General features: G+C 73.2%; 21 protein-coding genes. 11 read left to right on the top strand and 10 right to left on the bottom strand.

Annotation, left to right across the window (positions count from 1 at the left end):
* The first annotated feature begins 2 nt into the window (after nt 1-2).
* Nucleotides 3-1160 carry a glutathionylspermidine synthase family protein gene (locus GNZ18_RS26380; RefSeq protein WP_312874748.1) on the top strand — a complete coding sequence of 386 codons (1158 nt, stop codon included), beginning with the start codon at nt 3-5 and terminating at the stop codon, nt 1158-1160.
* A gap of 64 nt (nt 1161-1224) precedes the next feature.
* Nucleotides 1225-1686 carry a DUF350 domain-containing protein gene (locus GNZ18_RS26375; protein WP_156219250.1) on the top strand — a complete coding sequence of 154 codons (462 nt, stop codon included), beginning with the start codon at nt 1225-1227 and terminating at the stop codon, nt 1684-1686.
* 31 nt (nt 1687-1717) lie between these two features.
* Here GNZ18_RS26375 and GNZ18_RS26370 read toward each other — a convergent pair whose 3' ends face one another.
* Nucleotides 1718-1912, bottom strand: coding sequence for a DUF3046 domain-containing protein (locus tag GNZ18_RS26370; protein ID WP_214617576.1), 195 nt, complete (start codon nt 1910-1912; stop codon nt 1718-1720).
* A gap of 124 nt (nt 1913-2036) precedes the next feature.
* On the opposite strand from GNZ18_RS26370, the gene GNZ18_RS26365 reads away from it, so the two are divergent.
* Nucleotides 2037-6638, top strand: coding sequence for an ATP-dependent helicase (locus tag GNZ18_RS26365; protein ID WP_156219249.1), 4602 nt, complete (start codon nt 2037-2039; stop codon nt 6636-6638).
* 661 nt (nt 6639-7299) lie between these two features.
* Here the strand turns inward: GNZ18_RS26365 and secA2 are convergent.
* Both secA2 and GNZ18_RS26355 read right to left on the bottom strand, forming a co-directional pair.
* Nucleotides 7300-9648, bottom strand: coding sequence for an accessory Sec system translocase SecA2 (gene secA2 / locus GNZ18_RS26360; protein WP_156219248.1), 2349 nt, complete (start codon nt 9646-9648; stop codon nt 7300-7302).
* A 695-nt stretch (nt 9649-10343) separates the two neighbouring features.
* Nucleotides 10344-11570 carry an ROK family transcriptional regulator gene (locus GNZ18_RS26355; RefSeq protein WP_156219247.1) on the bottom strand — a complete coding sequence of 409 codons (1227 nt, stop codon included), beginning with the start codon at nt 11568-11570 and terminating at the stop codon, nt 10344-10346.
* Nucleotides 11571-11825: 255 nt separating this feature from the next.
* Here GNZ18_RS26355 and GNZ18_RS26350 point away from each other — a divergent pair, with 255 nt between their 5' ends.
* The 6 genes from GNZ18_RS26350 to GNZ18_RS26325 all read left to right on the top strand — a co-directional run bounded on the left by GNZ18_RS26350 (nt 11826) and on the right by GNZ18_RS26325 (nt 17958).
* The gene (locus GNZ18_RS26350) at nt 11826-13097 is read left to right on the top strand and encodes an extracellular solute-binding protein (RefSeq protein ID WP_214617564.1); all 1272 of its coding nucleotides are present in this window, start codon (nt 11826-11828) and stop codon (nt 13095-13097) included.
* 92 nt (nt 13098-13189) lie between these two features.
* A complete protein-coding gene (locus GNZ18_RS26345; protein ID WP_156219246.1) occupies nt 13190-14161 on the top strand; it encodes a carbohydrate ABC transporter permease in 972 nt (323 codons plus the stop codon).
* On the top strand, nt 14158-15000 hold the full coding sequence (locus tag GNZ18_RS26340; protein ID WP_173390889.1) for a carbohydrate ABC transporter permease: 843 nt from the start codon (nt 14158-14160) through the stop codon (nt 14998-15000). Before GNZ18_RS26345 ends, GNZ18_RS26340 begins: the two co-directional genes overlap by 4 nt.
* Nucleotides 14997-16445 carry a glycoside hydrolase family 3 protein gene (locus GNZ18_RS26335; RefSeq protein ID WP_214617562.1) on the top strand — a complete coding sequence of 483 codons (1449 nt, stop codon included), beginning with the start codon at nt 14997-14999 and terminating at the stop codon, nt 16443-16445. Before GNZ18_RS26340 ends, GNZ18_RS26335 begins: the two co-directional genes overlap by 4 nt.
* 225 nt (nt 16446-16670) lie before the next feature.
* Entirely contained in the window at nt 16671-17135 is a 465-nt protein-coding gene (locus GNZ18_RS26330) for an RrF2 family transcriptional regulator (protein WP_156219244.1), read from the top strand.
* A 25-nt stretch (nt 17136-17160) separates the two neighbouring features.
* Nucleotides 17161-17958, top strand: a complete 798-nt coding sequence (locus tag GNZ18_RS26325) for a DNA-formamidopyrimidine glycosylase family protein (RefSeq protein ID WP_156219243.1) — start codon at nt 17161-17163, stop codon at nt 17956-17958.
* A 1-nt stretch (nt 17959) separates the two neighbouring features.
* On the opposite strand, the gene GNZ18_RS26320 is transcribed toward GNZ18_RS26325, so the two are convergent.
* Together GNZ18_RS26320 and GNZ18_RS26315 are read right to left on the bottom strand one after the other, a co-directional pair.
* A complete protein-coding gene (locus GNZ18_RS26320) occupies nt 17960-18532 on the bottom strand; it encodes a hypothetical protein (RefSeq protein WP_156219242.1) in 573 nt (190 codons plus the stop codon).
* 4 nt (nt 18533-18536) lie between these two features.
* The gene (locus GNZ18_RS26315) at nt 18537-19118 is read right to left on the bottom strand and encodes a TetR/AcrR family transcriptional regulator (RefSeq protein ID WP_156219241.1); all 582 of its coding nucleotides are present in this window, start codon (nt 19116-19118) and stop codon (nt 18537-18539) included.
* A gap of 192 nt (nt 19119-19310) precedes the next feature.
* On the opposite strand from GNZ18_RS26315, the gene GNZ18_RS26310 reads away from it, so the two are divergent.
* A complete protein-coding gene (locus GNZ18_RS26310) occupies nt 19311-20198 on the top strand; it encodes a LysR family transcriptional regulator (protein ID WP_156219240.1) in 888 nt (295 codons plus the stop codon).
* An 18-nt stretch (nt 20199-20216) separates the two neighbouring features.
* Here GNZ18_RS26310 and GNZ18_RS26305 read toward each other — a convergent pair whose 3' ends face one another.
* The 5 genes from GNZ18_RS26305 to GNZ18_RS26285 form a co-directional block, all read right to left on the bottom strand.
* Nucleotides 20217-20951 carry an SAM-dependent methyltransferase gene (locus GNZ18_RS26305; protein WP_156219239.1) on the bottom strand — a complete coding sequence of 245 codons (735 nt, stop codon included), beginning with the start codon at nt 20949-20951 and terminating at the stop codon, nt 20217-20219.
* 152 nt (nt 20952-21103) lie between these two features.
* On the bottom strand, nt 21104-21571 hold the full coding sequence (locus tag GNZ18_RS26300) for a Dps family protein (protein ID WP_156219238.1): 468 nt from the start codon (nt 21569-21571) through the stop codon (nt 21104-21106).
* Between the two features lie 278 nt (nt 21572-21849).
* Complete coding sequence (locus GNZ18_RS26295) at nt 21850-22203, bottom strand: helix-turn-helix domain-containing protein (protein ID WP_156219237.1); 354 nt, start codon at nt 22201-22203, stop codon at nt 21850-21852.
* A 111-nt stretch (nt 22204-22314) separates the two neighbouring features.
* Nucleotides 22315-23610 (bottom strand): CinA family nicotinamide mononucleotide deamidase-related protein, encoded by a 1296-nt coding sequence (locus tag GNZ18_RS26290; protein WP_156219457.1) that lies wholly within the window; start codon nt 23608-23610, stop codon nt 22315-22317.
* A gap of 472 nt (nt 23611-24082) precedes the next feature.
* On the bottom strand, nt 24083-24595 hold the full coding sequence (locus GNZ18_RS26285) for a DUF1990 domain-containing protein (RefSeq protein ID WP_156219236.1): 513 nt from the start codon (nt 24593-24595) through the stop codon (nt 24083-24085).
* Between the two features lie 111 nt (nt 24596-24706).
* On the opposite strand from GNZ18_RS26285, the gene GNZ18_RS26280 reads away from it, so the two are divergent.
* The gene (locus tag GNZ18_RS26280; RefSeq protein ID WP_156219235.1) at nt 24707-25501 is read left to right on the top strand and encodes an MOSC domain-containing protein; all 795 of its coding nucleotides are present in this window, start codon (nt 24707-24709) and stop codon (nt 25499-25501) included.
* Nucleotides 25502-25509: the final 8 nt, after the last annotated feature.

The raw sequence follows: 25509 nt of genomic DNA, 5'->3' as shown, positions 1-25509 counted from the left end.
CGGTGCGCCGTACACGTTCGACGCCCCGCGACGGCTGGGCCGAGAAGGTCGAGTCGCAAGGGCTCGCCTTCCACAAGACCGCGCATCCAGAACATCTGCCGAGGCCCTACTGGGACGAGTCCGTCCACTACGTCTTCGACATGGACGAGGTGCTCGCGCTCGAAGAGGTCGTCGAGGAACTGCACCGGATGTGCATGCAGGTGGTGGAGCACGTCGTCACCACCGGGCGGTACCACGTCCTCGGCATACCGGAGTGGGTCGCGCCGCTGATCGAGGAGTCGTGGCGGCGCGGGGACCCGCACCTGTACGGCCGGTTCGACCTGCGCTACGACGGCGCCGGCCCGGCCAAGCTCCTGGAGTACAACGCCGACACGCCGACAGCCCTGGTGGAGAGCTCGGTCGTCCAGTGGTACTGGCTCCAGGACGTCTACCCCGGCGACGACCAGTGGAACTCCCTGCACGAGCGCCTGGTGGCGCGCTGGAAGGAGATCCTCCCCAGGGTCGCCGACGGGCCGGTGCACTTCGCTTGGACGAACGGCGACGAGACCGGTGAGGAGGTCATGACGATCGCCTACATGCAGGAGACCGCCGAGGAGGCGGGCCTGCCCGGCATGGCGATCGCCATGGAGGACATCGGCTGGGACTCCGCCCGCGAGCGGTTCGTCGACATGGACGAGAAGGAGATCCGCACCCTCTGCAAGCTCTACCCCTGGGAGTGGATCGTCGCCGAGCCGTTCGGACGCAACGTCCCCGGCGCGCCCACCTCGTGGATCGAGCCGATCTGGAAGATGGTGCTGTCGAACAAGGCGCTGCTCGTCCTGCTCTGGGAGCTGTTCCCCGGGCACCCCAACCTGCTCCCCACCTACCTGAACACGCCCGGGAGCCTCACCTCGTACGTGCAGAAGCCCCTGCTGGGACGGGAGGGGGCGAGCATGCGCATCGTCACCCCGGACGGCGGTGAGCAGCGCACCGAGGGCGCCTACGGCGCGGAGGGGTTCGTCTTCCAGGAGTTCTGCGCGCTCCCCGACTTCGACGGCGAGCACCCGGTGATCGGCGCCTGGGTCGTGGAGGACGAGTCGGCGGGGATCGGCATCCGCGAGACGGCCGGGCTCATCACCGACGACACGTCCTCCTTCGTCCCGCACCGCATTCCCCTGTAAGGCCCATGGCCCACGCGTTCAGAGCCTCGCCGTAGACCCCGGCCCCCACCTTCTAAGGAGAACCATGACAACCTTGGCGGCGAACGACGACAGCCTCGGCCAGATCCTGCTGGACGGGACCGGGGCGCTCCTCGCCTACGCCGGGGTCGGCCTGGTGCTGTTCATCGTCGGCTTCTACATGACCGACCTGGCCACCCCAGGCCGCCTGATCACGGTGATCCGCGAGCACCGCAACCCCAACGCGACGCTGCTCGCCTGCGCGGCGACGGTCGGCGTCGGCCTGATCGTCGGGGTGTCGATCTACGCGTCCGGCGGCGACCTCGCGGAGGGCCTGACCAGGACGCTGGTGTTCGGCGGCGTCGGCATCATCGCGCAGACGGTCGCCACGGTGGTCTTCGACCGGCTGGTGGGGATCAGCATCCGCAGGCTGGCCGACGACGCCGAGGACCGGCTGGAGCCCGCCGCGATCCTGCTGGCGGTGGCCAACCTGATGATCGGCTTCGTCACCGCGGTCGCGGTCTACTGAGGCGCGCCGGCCCGCGCGTGCGGGACCCCGGTCAGTGCAGCGTGGAGGGGACGTCGAAGGTGGCGACCACGGCCTGCCACACCTTCTTGGCGGGCTCCCCGTCGGCGAGGGCCTGCTCGATGGTGCGGCCGCCGAGTTGGGCGATGACGTAGTCCTTGGCCACGCTCTCGGCGTAGCGCTCCCCGAACTGCTGGTTCATTCGATCCCAGAAAACTGTGAGCCGCACCCGCTCACGCTATCCGACGCCGGAGGACACGAGGCCCGTCGCGACGACCGGGCAAACGCTTGCTTCGATGTGACGCGGGCCACGGCGGCGCGTTCTGTCGGACCCGCGAGGCAGGATGGTCGGCATGAGGGGTGACGTGCTCGAACGCTTCTCCCCGGCGACCCGCGCGTGGTTCGCCGGGGCGTTCGCCGCGCCGACCGCCGCCCAGGCCGGGGCGTGGGAGTCGATCGCGAGCGGCGACGACACGCTGGTCGTCGCGCCGACCGGCTCCGGCAAGACCCTCGCGGCGTTCCTGTGGTCGCTCGACCGCCTCACGGTAGGCGGGGAGGCGGGTGGGGGCGCGGAGCCGCCCGACCCGCTGAAGCGCTGCCGCGTCCTGTACGTCTCGCCGCTCAAGGCCCTCGCCGTGGACGTCGAGCGCAACCTGCGCGCCCCGCTGACCGGCATCCGGCAGGCCGCGCGGCGCCTCGGCCTGCCCGAGCCGGACGTGCGGGTCGGCATGCGGTCGGGCGACACCCCGGCCGACGAGCGCCGCAGGCTGGCGGTCAAGCCGCCCGACATCCTCATCACCACCCCGGAGTCGCTGTTCCTGATCCTCACCTCGCGGGCGCGCGAGTCGCTGCGCGGCGTGGAGACGGTGATCGTGGACGAGGTGCACGCCGTGGCGGGCACCAAGCGGGGCGCGCATCTGGCGCTCTCCCTCGAACGGCTCGACGCGCTCCTGGAGCGCCCCGCGCAGCGCGTGGGCCTGTCGGCGACGGTGCGCCCGACCGACGAGGTGGCGGCGTTCCTCGGCGGCGCGCGGCCCGCGTCGGTCGTCCAGCCGCCCTCCGACAAGGTCTTCGACCTCGACATCGTCGTCCCCGTGGAGGACATGGGCGAGCTGGGGCAGTTCGTCGACGACGCCGGGACGGCCGACCCGCGCCAGCGCAGCATCTGGCCGCACGTGGAGCACCGGCTGCTCGACCTGATCGAGTCGCACCGCTCCACGCTGGTGTTCGCCAACTCGCGCCGGTTGGCCGAACGCCTGTGCGGGCGGCTCAACGAACTCGCCTACGAGCGCGCGACCGGCGAGGTCCTCCCGGAGGACCACTCCCCCGCCGCGACGATGGCGCAGGCGGGCGCGTCCAGGGGGAGGCCCGCCGACGCGCCCGTGGAGATCGCCCGCGCGCACCACGGCTCGGTGTCCAAGGAGGAGCGGGCCGTCATCGAGAACGCGCTGAAGGAGGGCCGCCTCCCGGCCGTCGTGGCGACCTCCAGCCTGGAGCTGGGCATCGACATGGGCGCGGTCGACCTGGTCGTCCAGGTGGAGTCGCCGCCGTCGGTCGCGAGCGGCCTCCAGCGGGTGGGTCGCGCGGGCCACCAGGTCGGGGCGGTGTCCAAGGGGGTCATCTTCCCCAAGTACCGGGGCGACCTCGTGCAGACGACGGTGGTGTCGGAGCGCATGCGCACCGGCGGCATCGAGGAGCTGCGGTACCCGCGCAACCCGCTGGACGTCCTGGCGCAGCAGATCGTCGCGATGGTCTCCATGGACGAGTGGACCGTCGACGACCTGGAGACCCTCGTCAAACGCGCCGCCCCCTACGCCACGCTCCCCCGTTCGGCTCTGGAGGCGACCCTGGACATGCTCGCCGGGCGCTACCCGAGCGACGAGTTCGGCGAGCTGCGCCCCCGCCTCGTCTGGGACCGCGTCACCGGCGTCCTGCGCGACCGCCCGGGGGCGCAGCGCCTGGCGGTGACCAGCGGCGGCACCATCCCCGACCGCGGGCTGTTCGGCGTGTTCCTGGTCGGCGAGAAGTCCTCCCGGGTCGGTGAGCTCGACGAGGAGATGGTCTACGAGTCGCGCGTCGGCGACGTGTTCGTGCTCGGCGCCAGCTCCTGGCGGATCGAGGACATCACGCCCGACCGGGTCCTGGTGTCGCCCGCGCCGGGCCAGCCGGGCAAGCTCCCGTTCTGGCACGGCGACCAGCTCGGGCGCCCCGCCGAGCTGGGGCGCGCCCTGGGCGAGTTCACCCGCGAGCTGGCCGGGCTCGCGCCGGAGGCGGCGCGCGAACGCGTCACCGCCGCCGGGCTGGACGACTGGGCCGCCGGGAACCTCGTCTCCTACCTGGGCGAGCAGCGCGAGGCCACCGGGCACGTCCCCGACGACCGGACGATGGTCGTCGAGCGGTTCCGCGACGAGCTCGGCGACTGGCGCATGATCGTCCACTCGCCGCTGGGCGCGCGCGTGCACGCCCCCTGGGCGCTCGCCATCGCGGGCCGCCTGCGCGAGCGGTACGGCGACGCGCAGGCCATGCACGCCGACGACGGCATCGTCATCCGCATCCCCGACACCGACGAGCCGCCCGGGCTCGACACCGCCGTCTTCGACCCCGACGACATCGAGCGCCTCGTGGTGGACGAGCTGGGCGGGTCGGCGCTGTTCGCGGCCCGGTTCCGCGAGTGCGCGGCACGGTCGCTGCTGCTGCCCCGGCGCCGTCCCGACAAGCGCATGCCGCTGTGGCAGCAGCGCCAGCGCGCCGCGCAGCTGCTGGCGGTCGCGAGCAGGTACCCCTCGTTCCCGATCGTCCTGGAGACGATGCGCGAGTGCCTCCAGGACGTGTTCGACGTCCCGGGCCTGGTGCGGTTGATGCGCGACATGTCCGGACGCAAGGTCCGCCTGGTCGAGGTGGAGACGCCCGAGCCGTCCCCCTACGCGCGTTCCCTGCTGTTCGACTACATCGGCGCGTTCATGTACGAGGGCGACTCCCCCCTCGCCGAACGCCGCGCCCAGGCGCTCACACTCGACTCGGCGCTGCTGGCCGAACTGCTCGGCCAGGCCGACCTGCGCGAACTCCTCGACCCCGAGGCCGTCACCGACACCGAACGCGAGCTGCAACGCCTCGCCCAGGACCGCCGCGCCCGCGACGTGGAGGGCGTCGCCGACCTGCTGCGCGCCCTCGGCCCCCTCACGACCGCCGAGGTCGCCGCCCGCGTCACCGCCGGCCAGGAGGCCGGGCGCTGGCTGGTGGAGCTGGAGGGGGCGCGGCGGGCGATCCGCGTCCGGGTGGGCGGCCTGGAGCGGTGGGCCGCGATCGAGGACGCGGCGCGGCTGCGCGACGCGCTCGGCGCGCCGCTGCCGGTCGGGATCCCCGAGGCGTTCCTCGAACCCGTCGACGACCCGCTCGGCGACCTGGTCTCCCGCTACGCGCGCACGCACGGGCCGTTCCGTCCGTCCGGCCCGGCGGAGCTGTTCGGGCTGGGCACGGCCGTGGTCGTCGAGACGCTGCGGCGGCTGGCCGGTGCCGGACGCGTCGTCGAGGGCGAGTTCCTGCCCGTCGAGACGGTGTCGGGCCCGCTGACCAGCGAGTGGTGCGACACCGGCGTGCTGCGGACGCTGCGCCGCCGCTCCCTGGCCCGGTTGCGCGCCGAGGTCGAGCCGTCCCCGCCGGAGTCGCTCGGCCGCTTCCTGCCCGCCTGGCACGGCATCGCGGGCGGCACGCGGCTGCGCGGCATCGACGCGCTCGTCCAGGCGATCGAGCAGCTCCAGGGCGCGGCCGTGCCCGCGTCCGCGCTGGAGTCGCTGGTCCTGCCGTCCCGGGTGCCCGGCTACACGCCCGCCATGCTGGACGAGCTGACGTCCGCGGGCGAGGTGGTCTGGGCGGGGCAGGGCGCGCTCCCGGGCGGGGACGGATGGGTCGCGCTGTATCTGGCCGACACCGCGCCGCTGCTGATGCCGGAGCCGACCGAGATCACCCGCACGCCCGTGCACGACGCCGTCCTGGACGCGCTGGGCGACGGCGGCGCCCTGTTCTTCCGCATGCTCTCCGACCGGGTGAACCAGCGCCGCGGCACCGAGCAGGCGACCACCGACGCCGACCTCGTCACCGCCGTGTGGGACCTCGTCTGGGCGGGTCACCTCACCAACGACACCCTGGCCCCGCTCCGCTCGGCGCTCGGCTCGGGGCGTCCGACGCACCGGTCCAGGACGACACGTCGCGGACGTCCCGTCATGCCGTCCAGGACAGGCCCGCCCACGGTGGCCGGGCGCTGGTGGCCGCTCCCCCGGCGCGAGACCAACCCGACCCCCCGCTCGCACGCCCGCGCGGAGGCGCTGCTGGAGCGGTACGGCATCGTGATCCGCGGCGCCGTGGCCGCCGAGCACACGCCCGGCGGGTTCTCCGCCGTCTATCCCGTCCTGCGCGCGTTCGAGGAGAGCGGGCGATGCCGGCGGGGGTACTTCGTCGAGGGCCTGGGCGCCGCCCAGTTCGCGCTCCCGGGAGCCGTCGACCGGCTGCGGGCCTTCCGCTCGTCCGCCGCTCCCCCGGGCGACCTCGCCTCCCAGTGGGAGACGCCGCGGGAGGCGCCGCGCCAGCGCGCCCTCGTGCTCGCCGCCGCCGACCCCGCCAACCCCTACGGCGCGGCCCTGCCCTGGCCCGCCCGCGCCGACGAGGTCGCCAGCGGCCACAAGCCCGGCCGCAAGGCGGGCGCGCTCGTCGTCCTGGTGGAGGGCCACCTCGTCCTGTACGTCGAACGCGGCGGCCGCACCCTGCTGACCTGGGACGACGACCCCGCCGTCCTGCAACCCGCGGTCGACGCGCTGGCCCTGGCCGTCCGCGAGGGCGCCCTGGGCAAACTGACCGTGGAACGCGCCGACGGCGAGTCGATCGGCACCTCCCCCCTGGCCGCCGCCCTGGAATCCGCAGGCTTCCACCCGACCCCCCGCGGCCTCCGCCTCCGTTCATAACTTCGGCGCCGAGCACCCCGCGATCATGCCCACCGAGCGGTGACCGGCGACATTCGATCATGAACGCGCCCATGGCCACCCCGGCCGCACCCACACCAGCGCCCGCAGCTCGCACGCCGACCGCGATCGTGCAAGCGCGCCATCGCGTGCCCGGCCAACGGCAGCGTTCGACCACCGCCGCGCCCGAGCGAGCCCGCACCAGTGCCCGGGGGCTCGCACCCTGAACGCGATCGTGAAGGCGCCACCGCATATCCGGTCACGGCGGCGTTCGATCATGGCCGCGCCTGAACGAGCCCAACCAGTGCCCGGCGGCTCGCACGCCGACCGCGATCGTGCAAGCGCCATCGCATGCCCGGCCAACGGCGGCATTCGACCACGGCCGCGCCCGAGCGAGCCCGCACCACTGTCCGGTGGCTCGCACGCTGAACGCGATCGTGAAGGCGCGCCACGGCATATCCGGTCACGGCGGCGTTCGATCGCGGTCGCCCCTGCCAAGCTCATACAAGCCCAGACCAGCGCCCGCGGCTCGCACGCCGACTGTGATCGTGCAAGCGCGCCGTCGTGTGCCCGGCCAACGGCGGCGTTCGTTCATGGCCGTGCCGGTAGGAGGCCGGAGTGGGGTCCGGGGGCTCGTGCGATGGGTGAGGTGTCGGGGCTTTGGTCAGCGGCGGCGTTTGAACATGGACACCAGGCCGCGGAAAGCGCGTTCGTCCAGGGAGCCGAAGGGGTTGTCGTGGACGAGGTAGGTCCAGGTGGCGGAGGGGCGTTTGAGGTCGGCGGCGTCCAGGTCGATGCCGTCCTCGGAGGCGGTGAGGGCCTCGAACGCCGCGACCGAGCGCCGTTTCGCCTCGGGGAGGAGGCGTTTGCCCGCGGGGACGGCCTCGTTGTGGAACTCGACCAGCGGGTCCAGGCCGCGGCCGAGTGAGCGCAGGTGGATGCCCTCGCGCAGGTCGGCGAGGATCGCCAGGTGCTCGGCCCAGCAGCGGTCGAGCTCGTACAGGACGATCTGCCGCGCTGCCTCCGCGACCGCCGGGGCGCCCGCGGTGCCGGTGAGTTCGGCATGGCGCTCGGGGCGTTCGGCGGCGAGCATCCGGTCGGCGCGGTCGCCGCGCAGGACGTCCTCGCGTTCGGCGAGGAGCTCGCGGCGCTGGAGCCCGACCAGGTGGTTGTAGCGCCAGGTGTTGCGGTGGATCTCCAGGTCGACGCCCTCGGCGATGCGCTGGGCGTGCCCGACGATCCAGTGGGCGCCCTTGTCGTCGACGCGGCCGTCGGCGCCGGAGGACGCGCGGACGTCCTCGTCGGGCGCGTAGCGGGTCACGAGGTCGTCCTGGAGGCTGGTGAAGAACACCGAGCCGCCGGGGTCGCCCTGGCGGCCGGCGCGGCCCCGGAGCTGGTCGTCCAGGCGGCTGCTGTGGTAGCGGCCGGTGCCGACCACCAGGAGGCCGCCCGCGGCGGCGACGCGGTCGTGGTCGGAGCCGTCGGTGCTCGCGGGCGCGGTGCCGGGGGCGGCGGAGGGCGGGCTGCCGCCGAGGCGGATGTCGGTGCCGCGCCCCGCCATCTGCGTGGAGACGGTGACCGCGCCGTACCCGCCGGCGTCGGCGATGATCGCGGCCTCCTCCGCGTCGTTCTTGGCGTTGAGGACGACGGGGTCGAGGCCGGCGCGGGTGAGGCGGCGCGCGAGGCGCTCGGACTCGGCGACGTCGCCCGTCCCGACCAGGACCGGCCGCCCGGACGCGTGCGCCTCGGAGATCGCCTCGACGATCGCGACCTCCTTGTCGGCGGAGGTCGCGTAGAGGCGGTCGGGCTCGTCGTCGCGGACGCAGGGGCGGTTCGGCGGCACGACCGCGATCCGCAGCGAGTAGAACTCGGTGAGCTGACCGGCGACCGCCATCGCGGTGCCGGTCATCCCGCAGCGGACGGGGTACCGGCCGACCAGCTCCTGGACGGTGATCGAGTCGAGGATCTCCCCGCTCGGGGACGCCTCCAGCTCCTCCTTCGCCTCGACCGCCGCCTGGAGGCCGTCCGGCCAGCGCTGCAGCAGCGCCACCCGGCCCCGCGACTCGCTGACCAGCTTCACCGCGCCGTCCCGGACGATGTAGTCCACGTCGCGGTGCAGGAGGACTTCCGCGTGCAGGGCGACGTTCACGGCCGTGAGGACGGCGAGGTGCTCGGCGGCGTAGAGGTCGACGCCGAGGGCGCGCTCCACCTCGCGGGTGCCCGCCGGGGTGAGCTGCACGTTGCGGGCCTCCTCGTCGGTGGCGTAGTGCAGGCCGGGCCGCAGCCGCCGGACGAGGTCGGCGTAGCGCGGGTCGGCCGCGTCCAGCTCGGAGGCCCCGGCGAGGACGAGCGGCACCATCGCCTCGTCCACCAGGACCGAGTCCGCCTCGTCGACCAGCGCGACGGACGGCTCGGTCAGCACGAGGTCGGCCGGGTCGGTGACCAGGCGGTCGCGGAGGAGGTCGAAGCCGATCTCGCTGACGGGCGCGTAGGTGACGTCCGCCCGGTAGGCCTCGCGGCGCTGTCCGGGAGTGGACGCCTGGCCGACCCAGGCCACCGACACGCCGAGCGACCGGTAGAGCGGTCCCATCCACTCGGCGTCGCGCCGCGCGAGGTAGTCGTTGACCGACATCACGTGCACCCGGCGGCCTCGCAGCGCGTAACCGGCGGCGGCCAGCGCGCCCGCGAGGGTCTTGCCCTCGCCGGTCGCCATCTCCGCGACATGGCCGGACAGCAGCGCGAGCGTCCCGACGAGCTGGACGTCGAACGGCCGCTCCCCGAGCGCGCGGCGGGCGGCCTCGCGGCCCACCGCGCACAGTTCCGCCAGGTCATCGGCCTCGACGGGGCCGTCTCCGGCACGCAGGGCCGCGGCGGCGGCGGTCAGGGACGCCTCGTCCAGCTCCCGGACGCGCTCCTCGCGCGCCCCCGCCTCGTCCACGATCGCGCGGAACGGCGCCAGGTCGACGCTCCCCGGCTTCTGGACGAGGCGCCGCAGCCGATCACGCAGCGCCATGGCATCCCCTCGGTCTCGTCGGTCACGGTCCCCAACGGGCGGCCGGGGACCCACGGTTCCCATGATCGCAGCGACACCGTCCCGAGCACAGGGCGTAGGCCCCGTCCAGGGGTCTCCCCATGAGGTCTGACCTCGGATTCATCCCCAAGACGGATACCCCTGGGGGCTCCGGTTTGAGAGCATGTAGGCATACGGGGTTGCGGTGGCCAAGGGGAAAGTGCCGCCGCGGAACGGGGTTTCGGCATGACACCTACGGCACGGTGGGCCGCCGCTCAGCGGCGCAAGCGCCAGATCATCAGCCAGACGGTCATCGACCGCGCGTTGAACGACCCGCGGCGCCATGATCACGACAGCGCGGACGCGCCTTCGGCGAAGTAGCGCCCGTCACGGCAGGCGACCGGCGCGTCCCGGCACGACACGTCTCACCTGAGGCACCTCTGGACCAGACGCGGGGCCGACTCTCGACCGACACTCTCGGCCTGTGCGCCGCGTCCCGAACCAATGCACGTCCCGATAGATGAGTCTCACGGTCAAGTGAGCTCCGTGAACAACGCGAGGGCCCCCACCGGGTGGTGGGGGCCCTCGTCGCACTATCTCGGCCGCCCCTGGCCGAACCTGTTCCGACTCGGCCGTCTCGGCTCGGCCGGGTGGGGACGCGTCCGCCTCGTCGGCTCGGCCGTTCCGGGCCGGGTCCTTCAGCTCTTCTCGGCGGAGAACACCTCGTCGCGGGCCTGGTCCAGAGCCGCGTGCAGGGCGCCGCGCAGGACCGGGTTGCCCTCCACCTCCGTCACGACGACCGAGGGGCGGGTCGGGCTGATGCGGCCCACGGCCCGCTCGATCCGGGTCGCCAGCGGCACGCCACCGGCGCGTCCGAGGTGCCCCGACAGGACGACCAGGCCCGGGTCGAGAACGATGTTGACCGAGGTCACGCCGTAGGAGATGCGGTTGGCCAGCTCGTCCAGGAAGACACCGCCGCGCGTCTCGTCGGCCGCCGCCGCGCGGACGCAGTCGACCGCCGTGGGCTCGCCGATGCCGTGCGCGTGGGCGAGGGCGCGGACCGCGTCCGCGCCGACGAGGGAGCCGTAACCGCCCGCGAGGGTCGGGATGCCCCACGTGGTCGACTCGGTGACGCCCTCGCCCTCGTCCTCCTGGCCGCGTCTGGCCGCGCCGAGCGGCAGCGGCGCGCCGGGGACGGGCAGGTAGCCGATCTCGCCCGCGCCGCCCGAGCGGCCCCGGTGCAGGCGTCCGCCCAGCATGACCGACAGGCCGATGCCGCGGTCGAACCACATCAGCGCGAAGTCGTCGGCGGAGCGGGCGGCGCCGTAGGCGCGCTCGGCGATCGCCGCGAGGTTGACGTCGTTCTCGATCGTCACCGGGCGGCGCAGGTCGGTCCGCAATGCCTCAAGGACGCCCTCGTGCCAGGCCGGAAGGTCGAAGGAGAACTGGACGTCGCCCGACCGCGGGTCGACCACGCCGGGGGTGCCGATCACGAAGGCGCTCAGCCGCGACAGCGCCACCCGGGCCGAGCGGCACGCCTTGACGACGGCGCTGTGCACCGTCTTCACGGGTTCGTCGGCGCCGTTCGGATCGACGGTAACCTGGGCGACGATGCAGCCGGTGACGTCGGCGACGCCCGCGGTGACGCCGTCCGGCCCCACTTCGAGGCCCGCCACATAGGCCGACGACGGCACGACGGCGTACAGGGCGGCGTTCGGGCCGCGGCCTCCGGCCTGCTCCCCGACGACCTCGACGAGCCCTCGGTCTTCGAGCCTGGACAGCAGTTGGGAGGCGGTGACCTTGGACAGCCCGGTGTGCTCGCCGATCTGGGCGCGGGTCAGCGGTCCCTGCTCGACGAGCAGGTCCAGTGCCGCGCGGTCGTTCAGCTCACGCAGCAGCCGCGGTGTTCCCGGCCGTCTGACCATCCTGGCACCCCTCGATGTCTCAATCCGCTAACGAGCGGTTTTGTTTAGGAAAGTTTCTTGTTAGTTTACGCCCAAGCGCCAACCGGTTCCGTACCCCGGGCGGGGGGCGCGCGCAGAGCGCCGACTGGCGAGCAGGGCGCCCGCGCGCGATGCGACGTCGAGCGGGGCATGGCTGGACCCTAAAGGGTCGGGCCGTGTTCCACTCGCACCGCAGGCCACCAAGGCCGCGCGAGGCGATGCCGGAAAGGATTCCCAGTGAAGTACATCAAGGTTGCGGCCACGGTGGCCGCGATCGCCCTGGCCGCCGCGGCCTGCGGCGGGGACGACAAGGATGACAAGTCCGGATCGGGCGGCAAGGACCCGGCGCAGCTCAAGGTCTGGATGATGGGCGAGGGCACGCCCGAGCAGACCAAGTTCCTCGACACGGTCGAGACCGAGTTCAAGCAGAAGCACCCGGGCACCGACGTCCAGATCAAGTACGTGCCGTGGCCGCAGGTAGCCACCACCTTCCAGAAGGCCGCGGCGGGCGGCGAGGGACCGGACGTCACCGAGCTGGGCAACACCGACGTCCAGTCTCACATCGAGCAGGGCAGCCTCGCCGACATCAGCGACAAGTACTCCGGCTGGGCCGACGGCAAGACCCTCAACAAGACGGCGCTCGGCAACGACCAGTCGGGCGGCAAGACCTACGCGGTGCCGTGGTACGGCGGCGTCCGCGCCATCTGGTACCGGACGGACTGGTTCAAGGAGCTGAACATCCAGCCTCCGAAGAACTGGACCGAGCTGTCCGCGGCCGCCAAGAAGCTGCAGGACGCCAAGAAGGTCCCCGGCATCGGCGTGCCCAGCGACCAGACCAACGCGCTCGTCAGCTTCATCTGGGGCAACGGCGGCGAGGTGGCCACCAAGGACGGCGGCAAGTGGGCCGGCAAGCTCGACCAGCCGCAGGCCGTCGAGGCGGTGAACTACTACACCGGGCTCGTGACCAAGGAGAAGGTCGCCCCCGAGAAGTACATCGGCAAGAACGAGCTTGAGGGCCCGCAGCGCGACTTCGCCCTCGGCAAGCTCGGCATGTACATCGACGGCAGCTGGTCTCTGAAGGAGATGAAGAAGATCTCCTCCAAGGACGCCGACAAGTGGGCGGTGTTCCCGATCCCGAGCAAGGCCGGCGGCAACGCCCCGGTCATGGCGGGCGGCTCCGACCTCGCCGTCTGGAAGGACAGCAAGGCCAAGGACGCGGCGTTCGACTACATCACGGTCCTGAACAACGCCAAGAACGCGGCCGCGTGGGCCGACTACAGCGGCTTCTCGTCCATGCGCTCGGACGTGAAGTTCTCCGACCCGAAGCTGGCGATCTTCACCGAGATCGCCGGTAACACCAAGTTCACCCCGATCAGCTCCGGCTGGGGCGAGTTCGAGCAGGCCAAGAAGGTGCTGCCGAACGCGATGAAGGCGATCATGCAGGGCAAGGCCGCGGACGCCGAGTTGAAGAAGGCCAACGAGCAGGCGAACGCGCTGCTCAACCAGTAGGACCGGCACGCCCCGGCCGCCCGCGCGCACCGACGCCGGGCGGCCGGGGCCCGGCAACGCCACCCGCCCGTCCCCGCTGATCGGAACCGCGCATGCTCGACACCGCTCCCGCGGTAAAGAGGACGCCCGGCCGGAGATCCCCCGGCCGGGCGCGCTCCCTACGCAGGCCCCGTTTCGGGCCCTATCTGCTGATCGCGCCCACCGTGATCGTGATCGCACTCCTGATGTTCTGGCCCATGGTCCAGATCGGGATCATGTCCTTCCAGAAGGTCGGCAACCGCCAGTTGCGCGGCGAGCCGGCCGAGTCGGTGGGCACCGAGAACTTCAAAACGATCTTCGACGACCCGTTCTTCTGGCAGACCCTCCGGCACACCGTGCTGTTCGCCGTCGTCGCGGTGAGCCTCACGATGGTGGTGGGCACGCTGATCGGGCTGCTGCTCAACAAGCTCGGCACCAAGATGTCGAACTTCGTCGCCGGCGGCGTGATGGTCGCCTGGGCGACCCCGCCGGTCACCGCGGCCATCATCTTCACCTGGCTGTTCGGCACCACCGGCGGCGTGGTCAACTGGACCCTCGACCTGCTGCCCGACTTCCTCGTCGGGAGCGGCTGGCTCGACTACAACTGGTTCGCCAAGCCCCTGTCCACCTACACCGTGCTGACCGTGTGCGTGGTGTGGCAGGCGTGCCCGTTCGTCGCCGTCTCCGTCCTCGCCGGCCTCAAGAGCGTGCCGAGCGAGCTGTACGAGGCCGCGCGCGTGGACGGGTCGGGCCCCTGGCGGACGTTCTGGAGCATCACCTACCCGATGCTCAAGCCGATCTTCCTCGTGCTGCTGGTCATGTCGATCATCTGGGACTTCAAGGTGTTCACCCAGCTGTTCGTGATGTCCGGGATGGCGAACCGCGACGCGTTCAACCTGTCGCTGTACGCCTACAGCGAGGCGTTCGGCTCGCTCAATCCGAAGCTCGGCATGGGTTCGGCGATCGCGCTCGTGCTGACGATGATCCTGCTCGTCGTCACGGCCCTGTACGTCCGGGTCATGGTGCGTCAGGGGGAGACCAGATGAAGCGCTCCCTGCTCCGGCGGGCCGCCCTGAACGGGACCGGCCTGCTCGTCTTCGTTTTCGCGGTGTTCCCCGTCTTCTGGATGGTCTCCACCGCGTTCAAGCCCAACACCGAGATCTTCAGCACGACGCCGAAGCCGTTCCCGTCGCACCCGACGCTGGCCCACTTCGACCTCGTGCTGAACGGCGGCATCGCGGAGGTCTCCTTCTGGGAGTACTTCCGCAACAGCGCCGTGCTCGCCCTCGTCACCGTCGTGGTGTCGAGCCTGTTCGCCCTGCTGGCGGCGACCGCCGTCGCCCGGTTCCGCTTCCGGTTCCGGACGACGTTCCTGGTCATGCTGCTGGTGGTCCAGATGGTTCCGCTGGAGGCCCTGGTCATCCCGCTGTTCCTGGACCTCAAGAAGGCCGACATGCTCAACACGCTGCCCGGCCTCGCGGTCGTCTACATCGGCTTCGCCGTCCCGTTCGCGATCTGGATGCTGCGCGGCTTCGTCGCCGCGGTGCCGCGCGAGCTGGAGGAGGCCGCCGCGATCGACGGCGCCGGCCCCGTCCGGACGTTCTTCAAGGTCATGCTCCCGCTCGTCGCGCCCGGCCTGGTCGCGACCAGCATCTTCTCCTTCATCACCGCCTGGAACGAGTTCATCTTCGCCTACACCTTCCTGGAAGACCAGGACAAGTACACCCTGCCGATCATGCTGCAGTTCTTCTTCGGCCGCAGCGGCAACGCCTGGGGGCCCATCATGGCAGCGTCCACGCTGCTCACCATTCCCGTCATCGCGTTCTTCCTCCTCGTCCAGCGCCGCATGGTCTCCGGCCTCACCGCAGGGGCGGTGAAGGGGTGAACACCGACGACCTCGCCCGGCTCGCCCGCGGCACGCTGCTCCCCTCCTTCCCCGGCCCGACCGCGCCCCGCTGGGTGCTGGACGCGCTGGAGGCCGGCCTCGGCGGCGTGACGCTGTTCGCGCTGACCGGCAACGTGCCGAGCCCGGAGTCCCTCGCCGCCCTGACCATGCAGATGCGCAAGGCCGGCGACCCGTTCGTGACCATCGACGAGGAGGGCGGCGACGTCACCCGGCTCGGCGGCCACGCCACCGGCAGCCCCTACCCGGGCAACGCCGCCCTCGGCGCGGTGGACGACCCGGAGCTGACCCGGCGCGTCTACCGCTCGCTCGGCGCCGAGCTGGCCGAGGTGGGGGTCAACCTCAACTTCGCGCCCTCGGTGGACGTCAACACCGCCGACGACAACCCCGTGATCGGCACCCGCTCGTTCGGGCCCGACCCCGAGCTCGTCGCCCGGCACGCCGCCGCGGCCGTGACGGGCACGCAGGAGGCGGGCGTGGCGGCGTGCGCGAAGCACTTCCCGGGCCACGGCGCCACCGTGGAGGACAGCCACCTGTCCGTCCCGCTCGTCGACGCCGACCTGGAGCTGCTGGACCGCCGCGAGCTGGTCCCGTTCCGCGCGGCGATCGAGGCCGGCACCCGCGCGGTGATGACCGGGCACCTCAACCTGCCCGCCATCACCCGCGGCGTGCCGGCGACCCTGTCCGGCGCCGCGATCACCGGCCTGCTGCGCGAGCGGCTCGGCTACCAGGGCGTGATCGTCACCGACGCGCTCGACATGGAGGGCGCCAGCGGCGAGATCGGCATCCCCGAGGCGTCGGTCCGGGCGCTGATCGCGGGCGCCGACCTGCTGTGCCTCGGCCCGAACGAGCACGCCGAGACCCTCACCGCCACGCTTGAGGCGATCGTCGCGGCGGTGCGGGCCGGGCGGCTGACCGAGGAGCGCCTCGCGGCCTCGGCGGGCCGCACGGGCCGTCTGAAGCAGTGGCTGGCCGGGCACAGCCCCGCCGTGGTCGACCGCGCCGCCGGCCTGGAGGCCGCCCGCCGCGCCATCCGCGTGTCGGGATCGCTGCCGGGCTGGAGCGCCGCGCCGCTCGTGGTGGAGCTTGAGGCGACCGGGAACATCGCGGTCGGCCCGACCCCGTGGGGGCTCAACCCGTGGGCTCCCGACGCCGTGCAGGCCGATGGGGCCGAAGGGGAGGCAGACCGTGTCCTGGAACGTGCCACGGGACGCGGACTGGTCGTCGTGCTGCGCGACGCGCACCGCCACGCGGGCCAGCGGGCGCTCACGACCGCGCTCCTGACGGCGCGTCCGGACACGGTCGTCGTGGAGATGGGCCTGCCCGTGTGGCGGCCCGGATCCGCGGTGTACCTCGCCACCTACGGAGCCGCCGCCGCCAACGCCCAGGCGGCCGCCGAACTGCTGGGCCTGACGACCGCGGCGTGACGGTTCCGTGACGCCGCGTGACGATGGTATGACGGTCGTGTGAGCCGCGCGGCGGTCGCGTTCGAACCCCGCGGCGGCCGCGCGGGTCGCGCGAGCGTCGCGTGACCGCCGTGGCGTGCCCGCCGGACGAGAGCCCGGTTCCGGTGGGCGCGTCATGGCCCTCTCCCGAGGTGACGACGGGTGGGGTAAGACGAACCAGTCCGATCGGCAAGGGATACTAAGACCATGCGATTGTCCGCCCGGGTCGACTACGCGCTGCGTGCAGCCGCCGAGTTGGCGATCGCCGGAAGCCATCCGGTGACCGCCGTCCAACTCGCGGAGGCCCAGCAAATTCCACCCAAATTCCTTGAGAACATCCTCGGTCAGTTGCGCAGATCCGGCCTCGTCCGGAGCCAGCGCGGCCCCGAGGGCGGCTACTGGCTGGCGAGGCCGGCCGAACAGATCTCGCTCGCCGACATCATCCGCGCGATCGACGGGCCGCTGCTCGGCGTGCGGGGCGAGCGCCCCGAGCACGTCGGGTACGAGGGGCCCGCGCGTTCGCTCCAGGACGTGTGGATCGCCCTGCGCGCCAGCGAGCGCTCCATCCTCGAATCGGTCTCGCTCGGGCACATCGCCGCGGGCGAGCTGCCGCCGCCCGTCCGCAAGCTCACCGAGGACCCGTCGGCCTGGGAGAGCCCGTCCTTCATCTGATCCTCCGACGACCCACCGAGGTTCCATGCCGGAAGGCGACACCGTCTGGCTGGCCGCCCGGCGCCTGCACGAGGCGCTCGCCGGGCGGCCTCTTACGCTGTCGGACTTCCGCGTTCCCCGGTACGCCACCGCCGACCTGCGCGGACGCGAGGTCCATGAGGCGCGCTCGCGCGGCAAGCACCTCCTGGTGCGGGTCGGGGGCGGGCTGACCGTCCACACGCACCTGATGATGGAGGGCCGCTGGCAGATCCGGCGCGCGGGGCCGCTGCCCCGCGACCACCGGATCCGGCTCGTGCTCGGGAACGCCGAGTGGCAGGCGCTCGGCTACTCCCTCGGCCTGGTGGAGCTGCTGCGCACCGCCGGGGAGGACGAGGCGGTCGGGCACCTCGGCCCCGACCTGCTCGCGCCCGACTGGGGCGCGGAGGCCGCGGCGGCCGCGGTGCGGCGGCTCGGGGAGCGGCCGGACCGGGAGATCGGCGAGGCGCTGCTCGACCAGACCGTGCTCGCCGGGATCGGCAACGTCTACAAGGCCGAGATCCTGTTCCTGAGCGGCGTCCACCCCTGGACGCCGGTCGCCGCCGTCCCCGACCCGCAGGCGATGGTCGACCTCGCGCACCGGCTGCTGGACGCCAACAAGGAGCGGCACGGCCACATCACGACCGGCGACCGGCGGCGCGGCCGGGAGCACTGGGTGTACGGCCGGACCGGGCGGCCCTGCCGCCGCTGCGGCACCCCGGTCCGGCGCGCCGGCCAGACGTCCGACGTGGGCGTCCGGTCGACGTACTGGTGCCCCCGCTGCCAGCCCGCCCTCGCGGGCGGCTAGGTCAGGCCGCGGGTCGGCCCGCGGCGCGTTCGGCGCGGCGGGCTATCGTGCCGAGGATCTCCAGCCGGACGAAACCGGCGCCGCCCGCGCGGATCAGCGCCCAGTACGGGGAGAACGCGCGGCGCGCGAACGCGTCGGTGCCGCGCACGCGGGTCTCGAAGGACAGCAGGGAGCCCGCGCCCTCGGGGTCCACGCGCAGCGACAGCGCGACCTTCGCCCAGCCGGGCGCGGTGAAGGCGGTGAACTCCCCGGCGTCGCCGGGCTCGACCGGGGCCAGCTCTGGCTGGACCCGCCAGAACTTGGCGATCTTGCCCTTGACCAGCTCGGTGCCCTCGTCGACGAGGAGGGTGGGGGTCGGGAACGACTCCAGGAGCGGGCCCTTCAGCCGGGTGCGTCCCGCCGACCGCAGCCTCATGAGGTTCCGCGAGACGGGCAGCTCCTCGGCGGAGAGCGTCAGCATCGTGTCCCAGACCGTCGCCGGGTCGGCGTCGATGTGCCGGGTGTAGCGGGAACGGAAGTCGGGGGCGGGCAGGATCGCGTCGAGCGCGGTGCCCTCCGCTCGTTCGGTCTTCATGGTGTCACTCCTTGGCGCCCAGCGCGGCGACCAGCGCCCCCGCCAGGCGGTCGGTGAGGTCGGACGGCATGTCCCCGCCGCCCAGGAACAGGTGGGCGAAGACGGGCCCGAGGATCAGCACGTGGGCGAAGCCGACGTGCTCGGACGCCGGGGACGCGATCTCGCCGCGCCCGGCGGCGCGGTCGAGGATCTCGCCGAGGACGTCCCGCTCGCGGTCGACGAACCCGGCCGCGAACCGCTCCGACAGCGCCGGGTCGGCGGCGAGCTCGGCCACCAGGCCCGGCATGGCGAGCCGCGCGTGCGGCGCGGACAGCAGCGCGGCGACGTGCCGGGCGAGCGCGGCCAGGTCGCCGCGCAGCGTGCCGGTGTCGGCGGGCGGGACCGGCCGCTCCCCGTGCACGACGACGGCGAAGACCATCTCCGCCTTGGACCGCCAGCGGCGGTAGATGCCCGCCTTGCCGACCCCGGCCCGCGCCGCGACCCTGTCGATGCTGAGGCCCTGGTAGCCGTGCTCGACGAGCAGCTCGCGGACGGCCGCGGCGACGGCCTCGTCGACGTGCTCCGAACGTGGGCGGCCTCGGTTCATGCTCCGAGCATAAACGAAACGGAACGATCCGTAAATGAGAGGTCGGCGCCCGTCCGGACTCCGGACTCCCGGACGGGTCGCCGCCTGTGCCGGGTCGCCGGATCCTGCGCCCGCGCTTCGATCGTGCGCCGCGCGGCCACCCAAGTCAATTCTCGGGTTTCCTTATTGATCTCTTAGGGATAGCTTGGGGCGATGACCCTGGACGACCTGCGGGTGTTCGTCGCGGTGTGCGAGGCGGGGAACCTGAGCGCCGTCGCGCGCGACCTGGCGTGCAGCCAGCCCGCCGTGAGCCAGCACGTCCGGCGGCTGGAGCGGGAGACCGGGCTCGTCCTGCTGGAGCGGCTGCCGCGCGGCGTCCGGCCGACCGGCGCGGGCCGCGTGCTGCTGCGCGCCGCCGCCGACGGCATCGCCGGGCTGGACGCGGCGCTCGGCCGGCTCGACGACCTGCGGCGCGGCGTGGGCGGCACGGTCCGGATCGCGACCGGCGCCACCACGGTCCGGCACTTCATGGCGGCGGGCGTCGCCGCGTTCCGGGCGCGCCATCCCGAGACCGCGCTCCGGTTCGAGACCGCCGGGTCGAGCCGCCGCTGCCTGGAGGCGGTGCGCTCGCACCGGGCGGATCTGGCCTGGGTCACGGTCGGACCGCCGCTGGAGGGCGTCGAGCAGCGCCCGGCGCGCGAGCTGCCCTGGGTCCTCGCCGTCCACGTGGACGACCCGCTGGCCGGGCGCGAGGCGGTCACGCTGGACGACCTCGCCGGGATCCGGCACATCGAGCTGCCCGCGCACTCCACGTCCCGCGTCCATCTGGAGACGCACCTCGACCGGCACGGCGTGCGGCTCGCCTCGACCACCGGCGTGGCCGACTGGGACACCGCGCTCCTGCTGGCCGAACTCGGGCTCGGGCACGCGATCCTGCCCGCGCTGCCCGGGTGGGGGGCGGGGACGGGCGACGTCCGCCTCGTCCCCGTGCCGGGGCTGCCGCCGCTCACCGCCGGATGGGCCGCGCGTCGCTTCGACGCGCTGAGCCCGCTCGCGCTGGAGTTCGCCGACACGGTCGTCGGCCGGCTCGCCGCCGCCTGACCTCCGGTCGGGCCTCGCTCAGGGGGTCTCGCGCAGGACGAAGGTGACGAACCCGAGCGTCCCGCGATAGCCGTGGAGCCAGGCGCGGCGATGCTCCTCGGCGGCCGCGAACGCGTCGGCGCGGTCCTCCGGGTGGTCGATGCCCCACTGGGCGAGCGCACCCGTCCAGGACCACTCGTAGTCGTCCCACTCGTGCCGGGTGCTGACGTACGCGTAGACGATCGTCCAGCCGGCGGCGGCGATCCGGTCGGCGGTGGCGGGAAGACCGGCGTACTCGTCGGCGGTGAACCCCGCGTCGAGCGCCGCCCGCCCGGGTTCGCGCTCCCAGAAGCCGTCACCGGCGAGGACGGCGCCGCCGGGCGCCAGATGGCCGCGGGCGGCGGCCAGCGTCGGCATCAGCCCGCCGAACGCGTGCGCCGCGCCGACCGACAGCACCAGGTCGTAGGGCTTGGACGAGGTGAACGCGCGGGCGTCCCCCAGATGGAACGCGACCCGGTCGCCGAGCCCGGCCTCGGCGGCCCGCGCCCGTCCGGTGGCGAGGGCGCCCTCGTCCAGATCGACGCCGTCGGCGCGGAGCCCGGGGCGGCCGTCCAGAGCCCGCAGCAGCCACGCGCCGGTGTTGCAGCCGAGGCCGAGGACGCGTCCGCGCTCCGGCGCCGCGCGGTCGAGCAGGCGGCGGACCGACGCCTCCTCCAGCGGGCCCGCGATCGGATGGCGGGCGTGGGCGGCGGCGCTGATCTGCTCCCTCTTCATGACCCGCCATGCTGGCGGGCGCGGGGCCGGGCCGGCCACCGGTTATCGGGCCGCCCGCCGGTCCAGGCCGGGGGACGCGAGAAGACCCCAGTGCGGGACTGGGGCCTTCTCGCGGGCCGGACGCGTCTGCCTCCCATGGGGGCGGCCGACGGTCAGGTCTGCGCCTGGAACATCCAGTGCTGCTTCTCCAGCTGCGCGGTGATGCTGATGAGCAGGTCCTGCGTGATCGGGTCGGGCTCGTCGGTCTCGGCGACGCGCTCGCGGAACCGCGCGATGACCTGCGCCAGCGCGTCGGTCACCGCGGCGACGACCTTGTCGTCGGCGAGGTAGCCGGCCTCCAGCTGGGGCAGCGCGGTCCGGTCGGCGACGGTGCGGGCGCGGCCGTCGGGGTTCACGCCGATCGCGACCGCGCGCTCGGCGACGTCGTCCTGGCCCTCACGGGCGAGGTCCACGACCTCGTCGAGGTGCTCGTGGACGACCTTGAAGTTGCGTCCGGTCAGGTTCCAGTGGGCCTGCTTGGCCACGAGGGCGAGGTCGATCAGGTCGACCAGGGCGCCCTGCAGGGCGTTTCCGACGGTCTTCCGGGCGTCCTCGCCGAGCGGGCTCTTGACCTCCGCCATGGTGGGCTCCTTCCGCGTCGTTACGGTTGTCCGCTACAACGGGGTTAGATCCCCTCATATGCCGGGCTCATACGTGAGGCCGCGCACACTCGCGGCCCGTCTCGTGCGCGGGCTCGCGCGGGAACGTCCGCCCAGGCCGAAGGTCGTTTCGGGCGTGGACGAACGGGGGCTGGACGGTACCCGAGCGGGCCGTCCGGGCTCGGACGTGGGCTCGTGGGGAGGAGCGCCGCGTCCGGGCATGGGCGCGCCCGATGGGGCTTGGGCGCGCGTGGGACGGGTCAGGCCGCGACCATGTCGGCGCGGAGTTCCCCTGTGATCTCTTCCGGAGTCTCCGGAATGCTCTCGGCCGTGATGCGCTCGTGTTCGGGCGCACCCGCCATGACGGGCTCGTGCTGCAGCTCGGCGAGGGCCAGTTGATCCGCCACTTCCCTGAGCACGTGCGACAGCGGCACACCTAGGGCCTTGCAGATAGAAGAAAGCAACTCCGAAGAGGCTTCCTTCTGTCCCCGCTCCACCTCGGAGAGGTAGCCGAGGGAAACCCGCGCCGCCGCGGACACCTCACGGAGGGTGCGTCCCTGGCGCAGCCGCAGCTGCCGCAGTACGTCACCGAGCAGCTGGCGAAGCAGGACCATCGTCTCGCTCCCTCCCTCAGTTCGGACCATCTGCCGGTTCCACCGTACCCGCCCTGACGGTGACCGTGGCAGACCGTTGATTTCGTGTTCGCTCGGAACGTAACGCTGTAATCAGCCCCACTCTTCCCGATCGCGTCGAGACTCCTCGCTCCACTCGGCCACGTCAAGTCCGAGCAGGGCGCGTCTGAGCAGCTCAAGGGCATGGACGACGGTCATCCGCTGGATCACCGCGCGGATCTCCGGCCCCTTGCCCGGCACCGGGAGTTTCGGGCTGACCACAGTCCGCGTTCCCTCAGGACCGGCCAAACCGATGTAGACCGTTCCCACCGGACGGCCGTCCTGCGGCTCGGGACCCGCCACGCCGGTCACGGAGAGTCCGTAGGTGGTGCCGAGCCGGTCGCGGACGCCCGCCGCCATCGCGGCGGCGACGTCGGGGTGGACGGCGCCGTGCTCGGCCAGCAGGGCGTCCGGGACGCCGAGCAGCCGCGCCTTCATCTCGGTCGCGTAGGCGACGATCCCGCCCGCGTAGGTCTCGGACGAGCCGGGCGCCGCGGTCAGCTCGGCGCTGATGAGCCCGCCGGTCAGCGACTCCGCCGCCGCGACGGTCGCCGACCGCTCGACGAGCAGCCGGTGCACGACGCGGGCGAGCGTCTCGTCCTCGACGCCGTACACGACGTCGCCGAGCAGCTCGCGGACGCGCGCCTCGGCGGCGGCGAGCCGCCCCGGCGCGTCCGGCCCGGCGGCGGTGACGCGGATCTTCACCTCCGCGGGGTCGGGCAGGTAGGCGAGCCTGACGCCGTCCATGGCCTCGACCTCGGCGAGCCGGGTCGCGAGGACCGACTCCCACACGCGCGCGGTGCGCAGGGTGCGGCGCGCGACGCCGGGCGGCCCGGCGATCGCGGCGAGCTCGGGCAGCACGACCTCGTCCATGATGGTGCGCATCTCGAACGGGACGCCCGGCAGCGCATAGGCGATCCCGCCCGGCAGCTCGACGCGCAGGCCCGGCGCCGTCCCGGCGGAGTTGCGCAGCAGGCCCGCGCCCTCGGGCACCTCCGCCATGCGGAACGCCATCGGCTGCAACATCCGCCCCGACGCCTCGGCGCGCTCCCGCAGCCGCCGCTCCAGCGCCGGGTCGCGGACGAGCCCGACCCCGGCCGCCTTGGCGAGCGCGTCGCGGGTCACGTCGTCGTAGGTGGGGCCGAGGCCGCCGGTGGTGATGACCGCGTCGGCGCGCCCCAAGGCGGAGGCGACGGCCTCCACGATGACGTCCAGCTCGTCGCCGACGACCACGCTGCGCGTCACCTCGACGCCGTGGTCGGCGAGCCGCCGCCCGAGCCACGCCGCGTTCCCGTTGACCGTGTCGCCGAGGAGCAGCTCGTCCCCGACCGTGAGCAGTTCGACCCGCATCACGCCCCCCATCCTCGCCGTACCGCGTCCAGCGACCCGAATCTACAGCGGGCCGCCGACAGCCGGCCGGGCGCGGGCGCGGCGGCCGCCGCGCGGCCGGATCAGGACGCCGCATTCCGCTCTGCGGAAAATCGGAACGTGCCCAAGGGGCCACACCCACATTTCTCTTTTCGTCGCGCTGGAAATCGGGGGGCCGCGCATTGCATGCTGTATCACAGACACATCACTCACGGCGCGCGGACGGGAACGGGCCGAAGGAACGCTTCGTCGGCACGTGCTCGGCAAGATCATGGGCGTGGTGTCCGACTTGTCGGACTCTGATCGTGACGTTGTGAGTCAGAACTCATTTGCCCGTGCACAAAGCATTCCCATTCACAGGGATAATTGCCTGGGGCCCGAAGACCGGGCTGCGGGGCCACGACCGGGGTGGGCGCGGCCTCGCAGCCCACCTCCCCTGCTGCCCGGGGGTCGGTCAGGCCCGCGCGAGCCTGCGCAGCACGGCGCCGCAGCGCCGCGCGTAGGCGCGCTGGAACACCGGCATGAGCGGCCCGGCCAGCCGCCCCGCCGCCCCCGCCGGGCGGCTGAACGCGGTGACGGTCAGCCATACCTCGCCCGACTCGTCCCGGTGCACGACGAACGCCTCCTCCCCCGCGGCCGGATGGCCCGGGAGCGTCCCGTACGCCCATCCGGCGCGGTGCTCCTCCTCCCGCGTCCACACGACGCGGCACGGCGCCCTCAGCCGCAGCGGGCCGGCGCCGAGCCCGACCTCCACGCTCACCCCCGGCGCCACGCGCGGCGCCGACGCCCGCACACGCGCGGGCAGCGCCCGGTGCATCCAGAACTCCATCAGCGCGTCGGTCGCGTTCCGCATGACCGCCGGGCCCTCGCCGACGAGCGTGCGCACGCGCATGTGGCGGTAGCCGTCCGGCCGGTCGGCGTCCCAGGTCGCGCCGACCTCGGCGTAGGTGAAGTCCTGTGCGGTCATCGTCGTCCTCCCGGCGCCAGGATGCCGCAGCGCGCCCAACCTGACGAATCGGTGTCAGGTACCGTCCGGATCGCTGGCCTCGCCGCCGCGCGGCGCCGTACCGTCCGAGCCATGACCGCCGTCATCGCCGGGCTGACCGTGTACCCGATCAAGAGCGCGGGCGGCGTCGCGCTCGCCGAGGCCGACCTGACCGCGACCGGGCTGCGGCACGACCGCGCGTTCATGCTCGTCCGGCCGGACGGGCGGCACCTCTCGCAGCGCGAGGTGCCCGAGCTGGCGCTGCTGCGCCCGGGCTTCGACGGCGCGAAGCTGACCGTCGAGTCGCCGCTCGCGAGCGCGCCGCTGGTGTGGGAGGCGGCGGACGGCCCGGCCCGCGACGTGACCGTCCACGGGCGTCCCTGCCAGGGCGTCGACCAGGGCGATGAGCCCGCGGCGTGGTTCGGTGCGGCGCTCGGGCTGGAGTGCCGCCTCGTCCGCTTCACCGGGACGCGCCGCACCCTCCCCGGCGACGGGACCCTGGCGTTCGCCGACGGCTACCCCGTGTCGGTGCTGTCCCGCGAGTCGCTCGACGACCTGAACCGCCGCGTGGACGTCGCGCTCCCGATGAGCCGGTTCCGCCCCAACATCGTCCTTGAGGGTCTGGGCCCGTACGGCGAGGACTCCGTCACCTCCCTGCGCGGGCCCGCGCCGGACGCCGTGGAGATCGGCCTCGTCAGGCCGTGCGGCCGGTGCGTCATCATCAACACCGACCAGGAGACGGCGCGCCGCGCGCCCGCCCCGCTGCGCGCCCTCGGCCGCTACCGCGTCGAGCGCTTCGGCGGCGGGCGAGAGATCATGTTCGGGCGGCTGGGCGTGCCCCGCGTCCCCGGCGCGCTGCGCCTCGGCGACGCCCTCACGGCCACCTGAGGCCGCCT

It is taken from the genome of Actinomadura litoris (assembly GCF_009733595.1).
Lineage (GTDB): Bacteria > Actinomycetota > Actinomycetes > Streptosporangiales > Streptosporangiaceae > Spirillospora > Spirillospora litoris.
This window is presented reverse-complemented; position numbering and strand designations above follow the sequence as displayed.

Excerpts from the sequence above, each read along its gene's own strand:
- GNZ18_RS26375 (WP_156219250.1), top strand. The coding sequence starts at position 1,225 with ATGACAACCTTGGCGGCGAACGACGACAGCCTCGGCCAGATCCTGCTG.
- GNZ18_RS26355 (WP_156219247.1), bottom strand. The coding sequence starts at position 11,570 with ATGGTCAGACGGCCGGGAACACCGCGGCTGCTGCGTGAGCTGAACGAC.
- GNZ18_RS26315 (WP_156219241.1), bottom strand. The coding sequence starts at position 19,118 with ATGAACCGAGGCCGCCCACGTTCGGAGCACGTCGACGAGGCCGTCGCC.
- GNZ18_RS26325 (WP_156219243.1), top strand. The coding sequence starts at position 17,161 with ATGCCGGAAGGCGACACCGTCTGGCTGGCCGCCCGGCGCCTGCACGAG.
- GNZ18_RS26305 (WP_156219239.1), bottom strand. The coding sequence starts at position 20,951 with ATGAAGAGGGAGCAGATCAGCGCCGCCGCCCACGCCCGCCATCCGATC.
- GNZ18_RS26290 (WP_156219457.1), bottom strand. The coding sequence starts at position 23,610 with ATGCGGGTCGAACTGCTCACGGTCGGGGACGAGCTGCTCCTCGGCGAC.
- GNZ18_RS26345 (WP_156219246.1), top strand. The coding sequence starts at position 13,190 with ATGCTCGACACCGCTCCCGCGGTAAAGAGGACGCCCGGCCGGAGATCC.
- GNZ18_RS26340 (WP_173390889.1), top strand. The coding sequence starts at position 14,158 with ATGAAGCGCTCCCTGCTCCGGCGGGCCGCCCTGAACGGGACCGGCCTG.
- GNZ18_RS26365 (WP_156219249.1), top strand. The coding sequence starts at position 2,037 with ATGAGGGGTGACGTGCTCGAACGCTTCTCCCCGGCGACCCGCGCGTGG.
- secA2 (WP_156219248.1), bottom strand. The coding sequence starts at position 9,648 with ATGGCGCTGCGTGATCGGCTGCGGCGCCTCGTCCAGAAGCCGGGGAGC.
- GNZ18_RS26300 (WP_156219238.1), bottom strand. The coding sequence starts at position 21,571 with ATGGCGGAGGTCAAGAGCCCGCTCGGCGAGGACGCCCGGAAGACCGTC.
- GNZ18_RS26285 (WP_156219236.1), bottom strand. The coding sequence starts at position 24,595 with ATGACCGCACAGGACTTCACCTACGCCGAGGTCGGCGCGACCTGGGAC.
- GNZ18_RS26280 (WP_156219235.1), top strand. The coding sequence starts at position 24,707 with ATGACCGCCGTCATCGCCGGGCTGACCGTGTACCCGATCAAGAGCGCG.
- GNZ18_RS26330 (WP_156219244.1), top strand. The coding sequence starts at position 16,671 with ATGCGATTGTCCGCCCGGGTCGACTACGCGCTGCGTGCAGCCGCCGAG.
- GNZ18_RS26310 (WP_156219240.1), top strand. The coding sequence starts at position 19,311 with ATGACCCTGGACGACCTGCGGGTGTTCGTCGCGGTGTGCGAGGCGGGG.
- GNZ18_RS26295 (WP_156219237.1), bottom strand. The coding sequence starts at position 22,203 with ATGGTCCTGCTTCGCCAGCTGCTCGGTGACGTACTGCGGCAGCTGCGG.
- GNZ18_RS26320 (WP_156219242.1), bottom strand. The coding sequence starts at position 18,532 with ATGAAGACCGAACGAGCGGAGGGCACCGCGCTCGACGCGATCCTGCCC.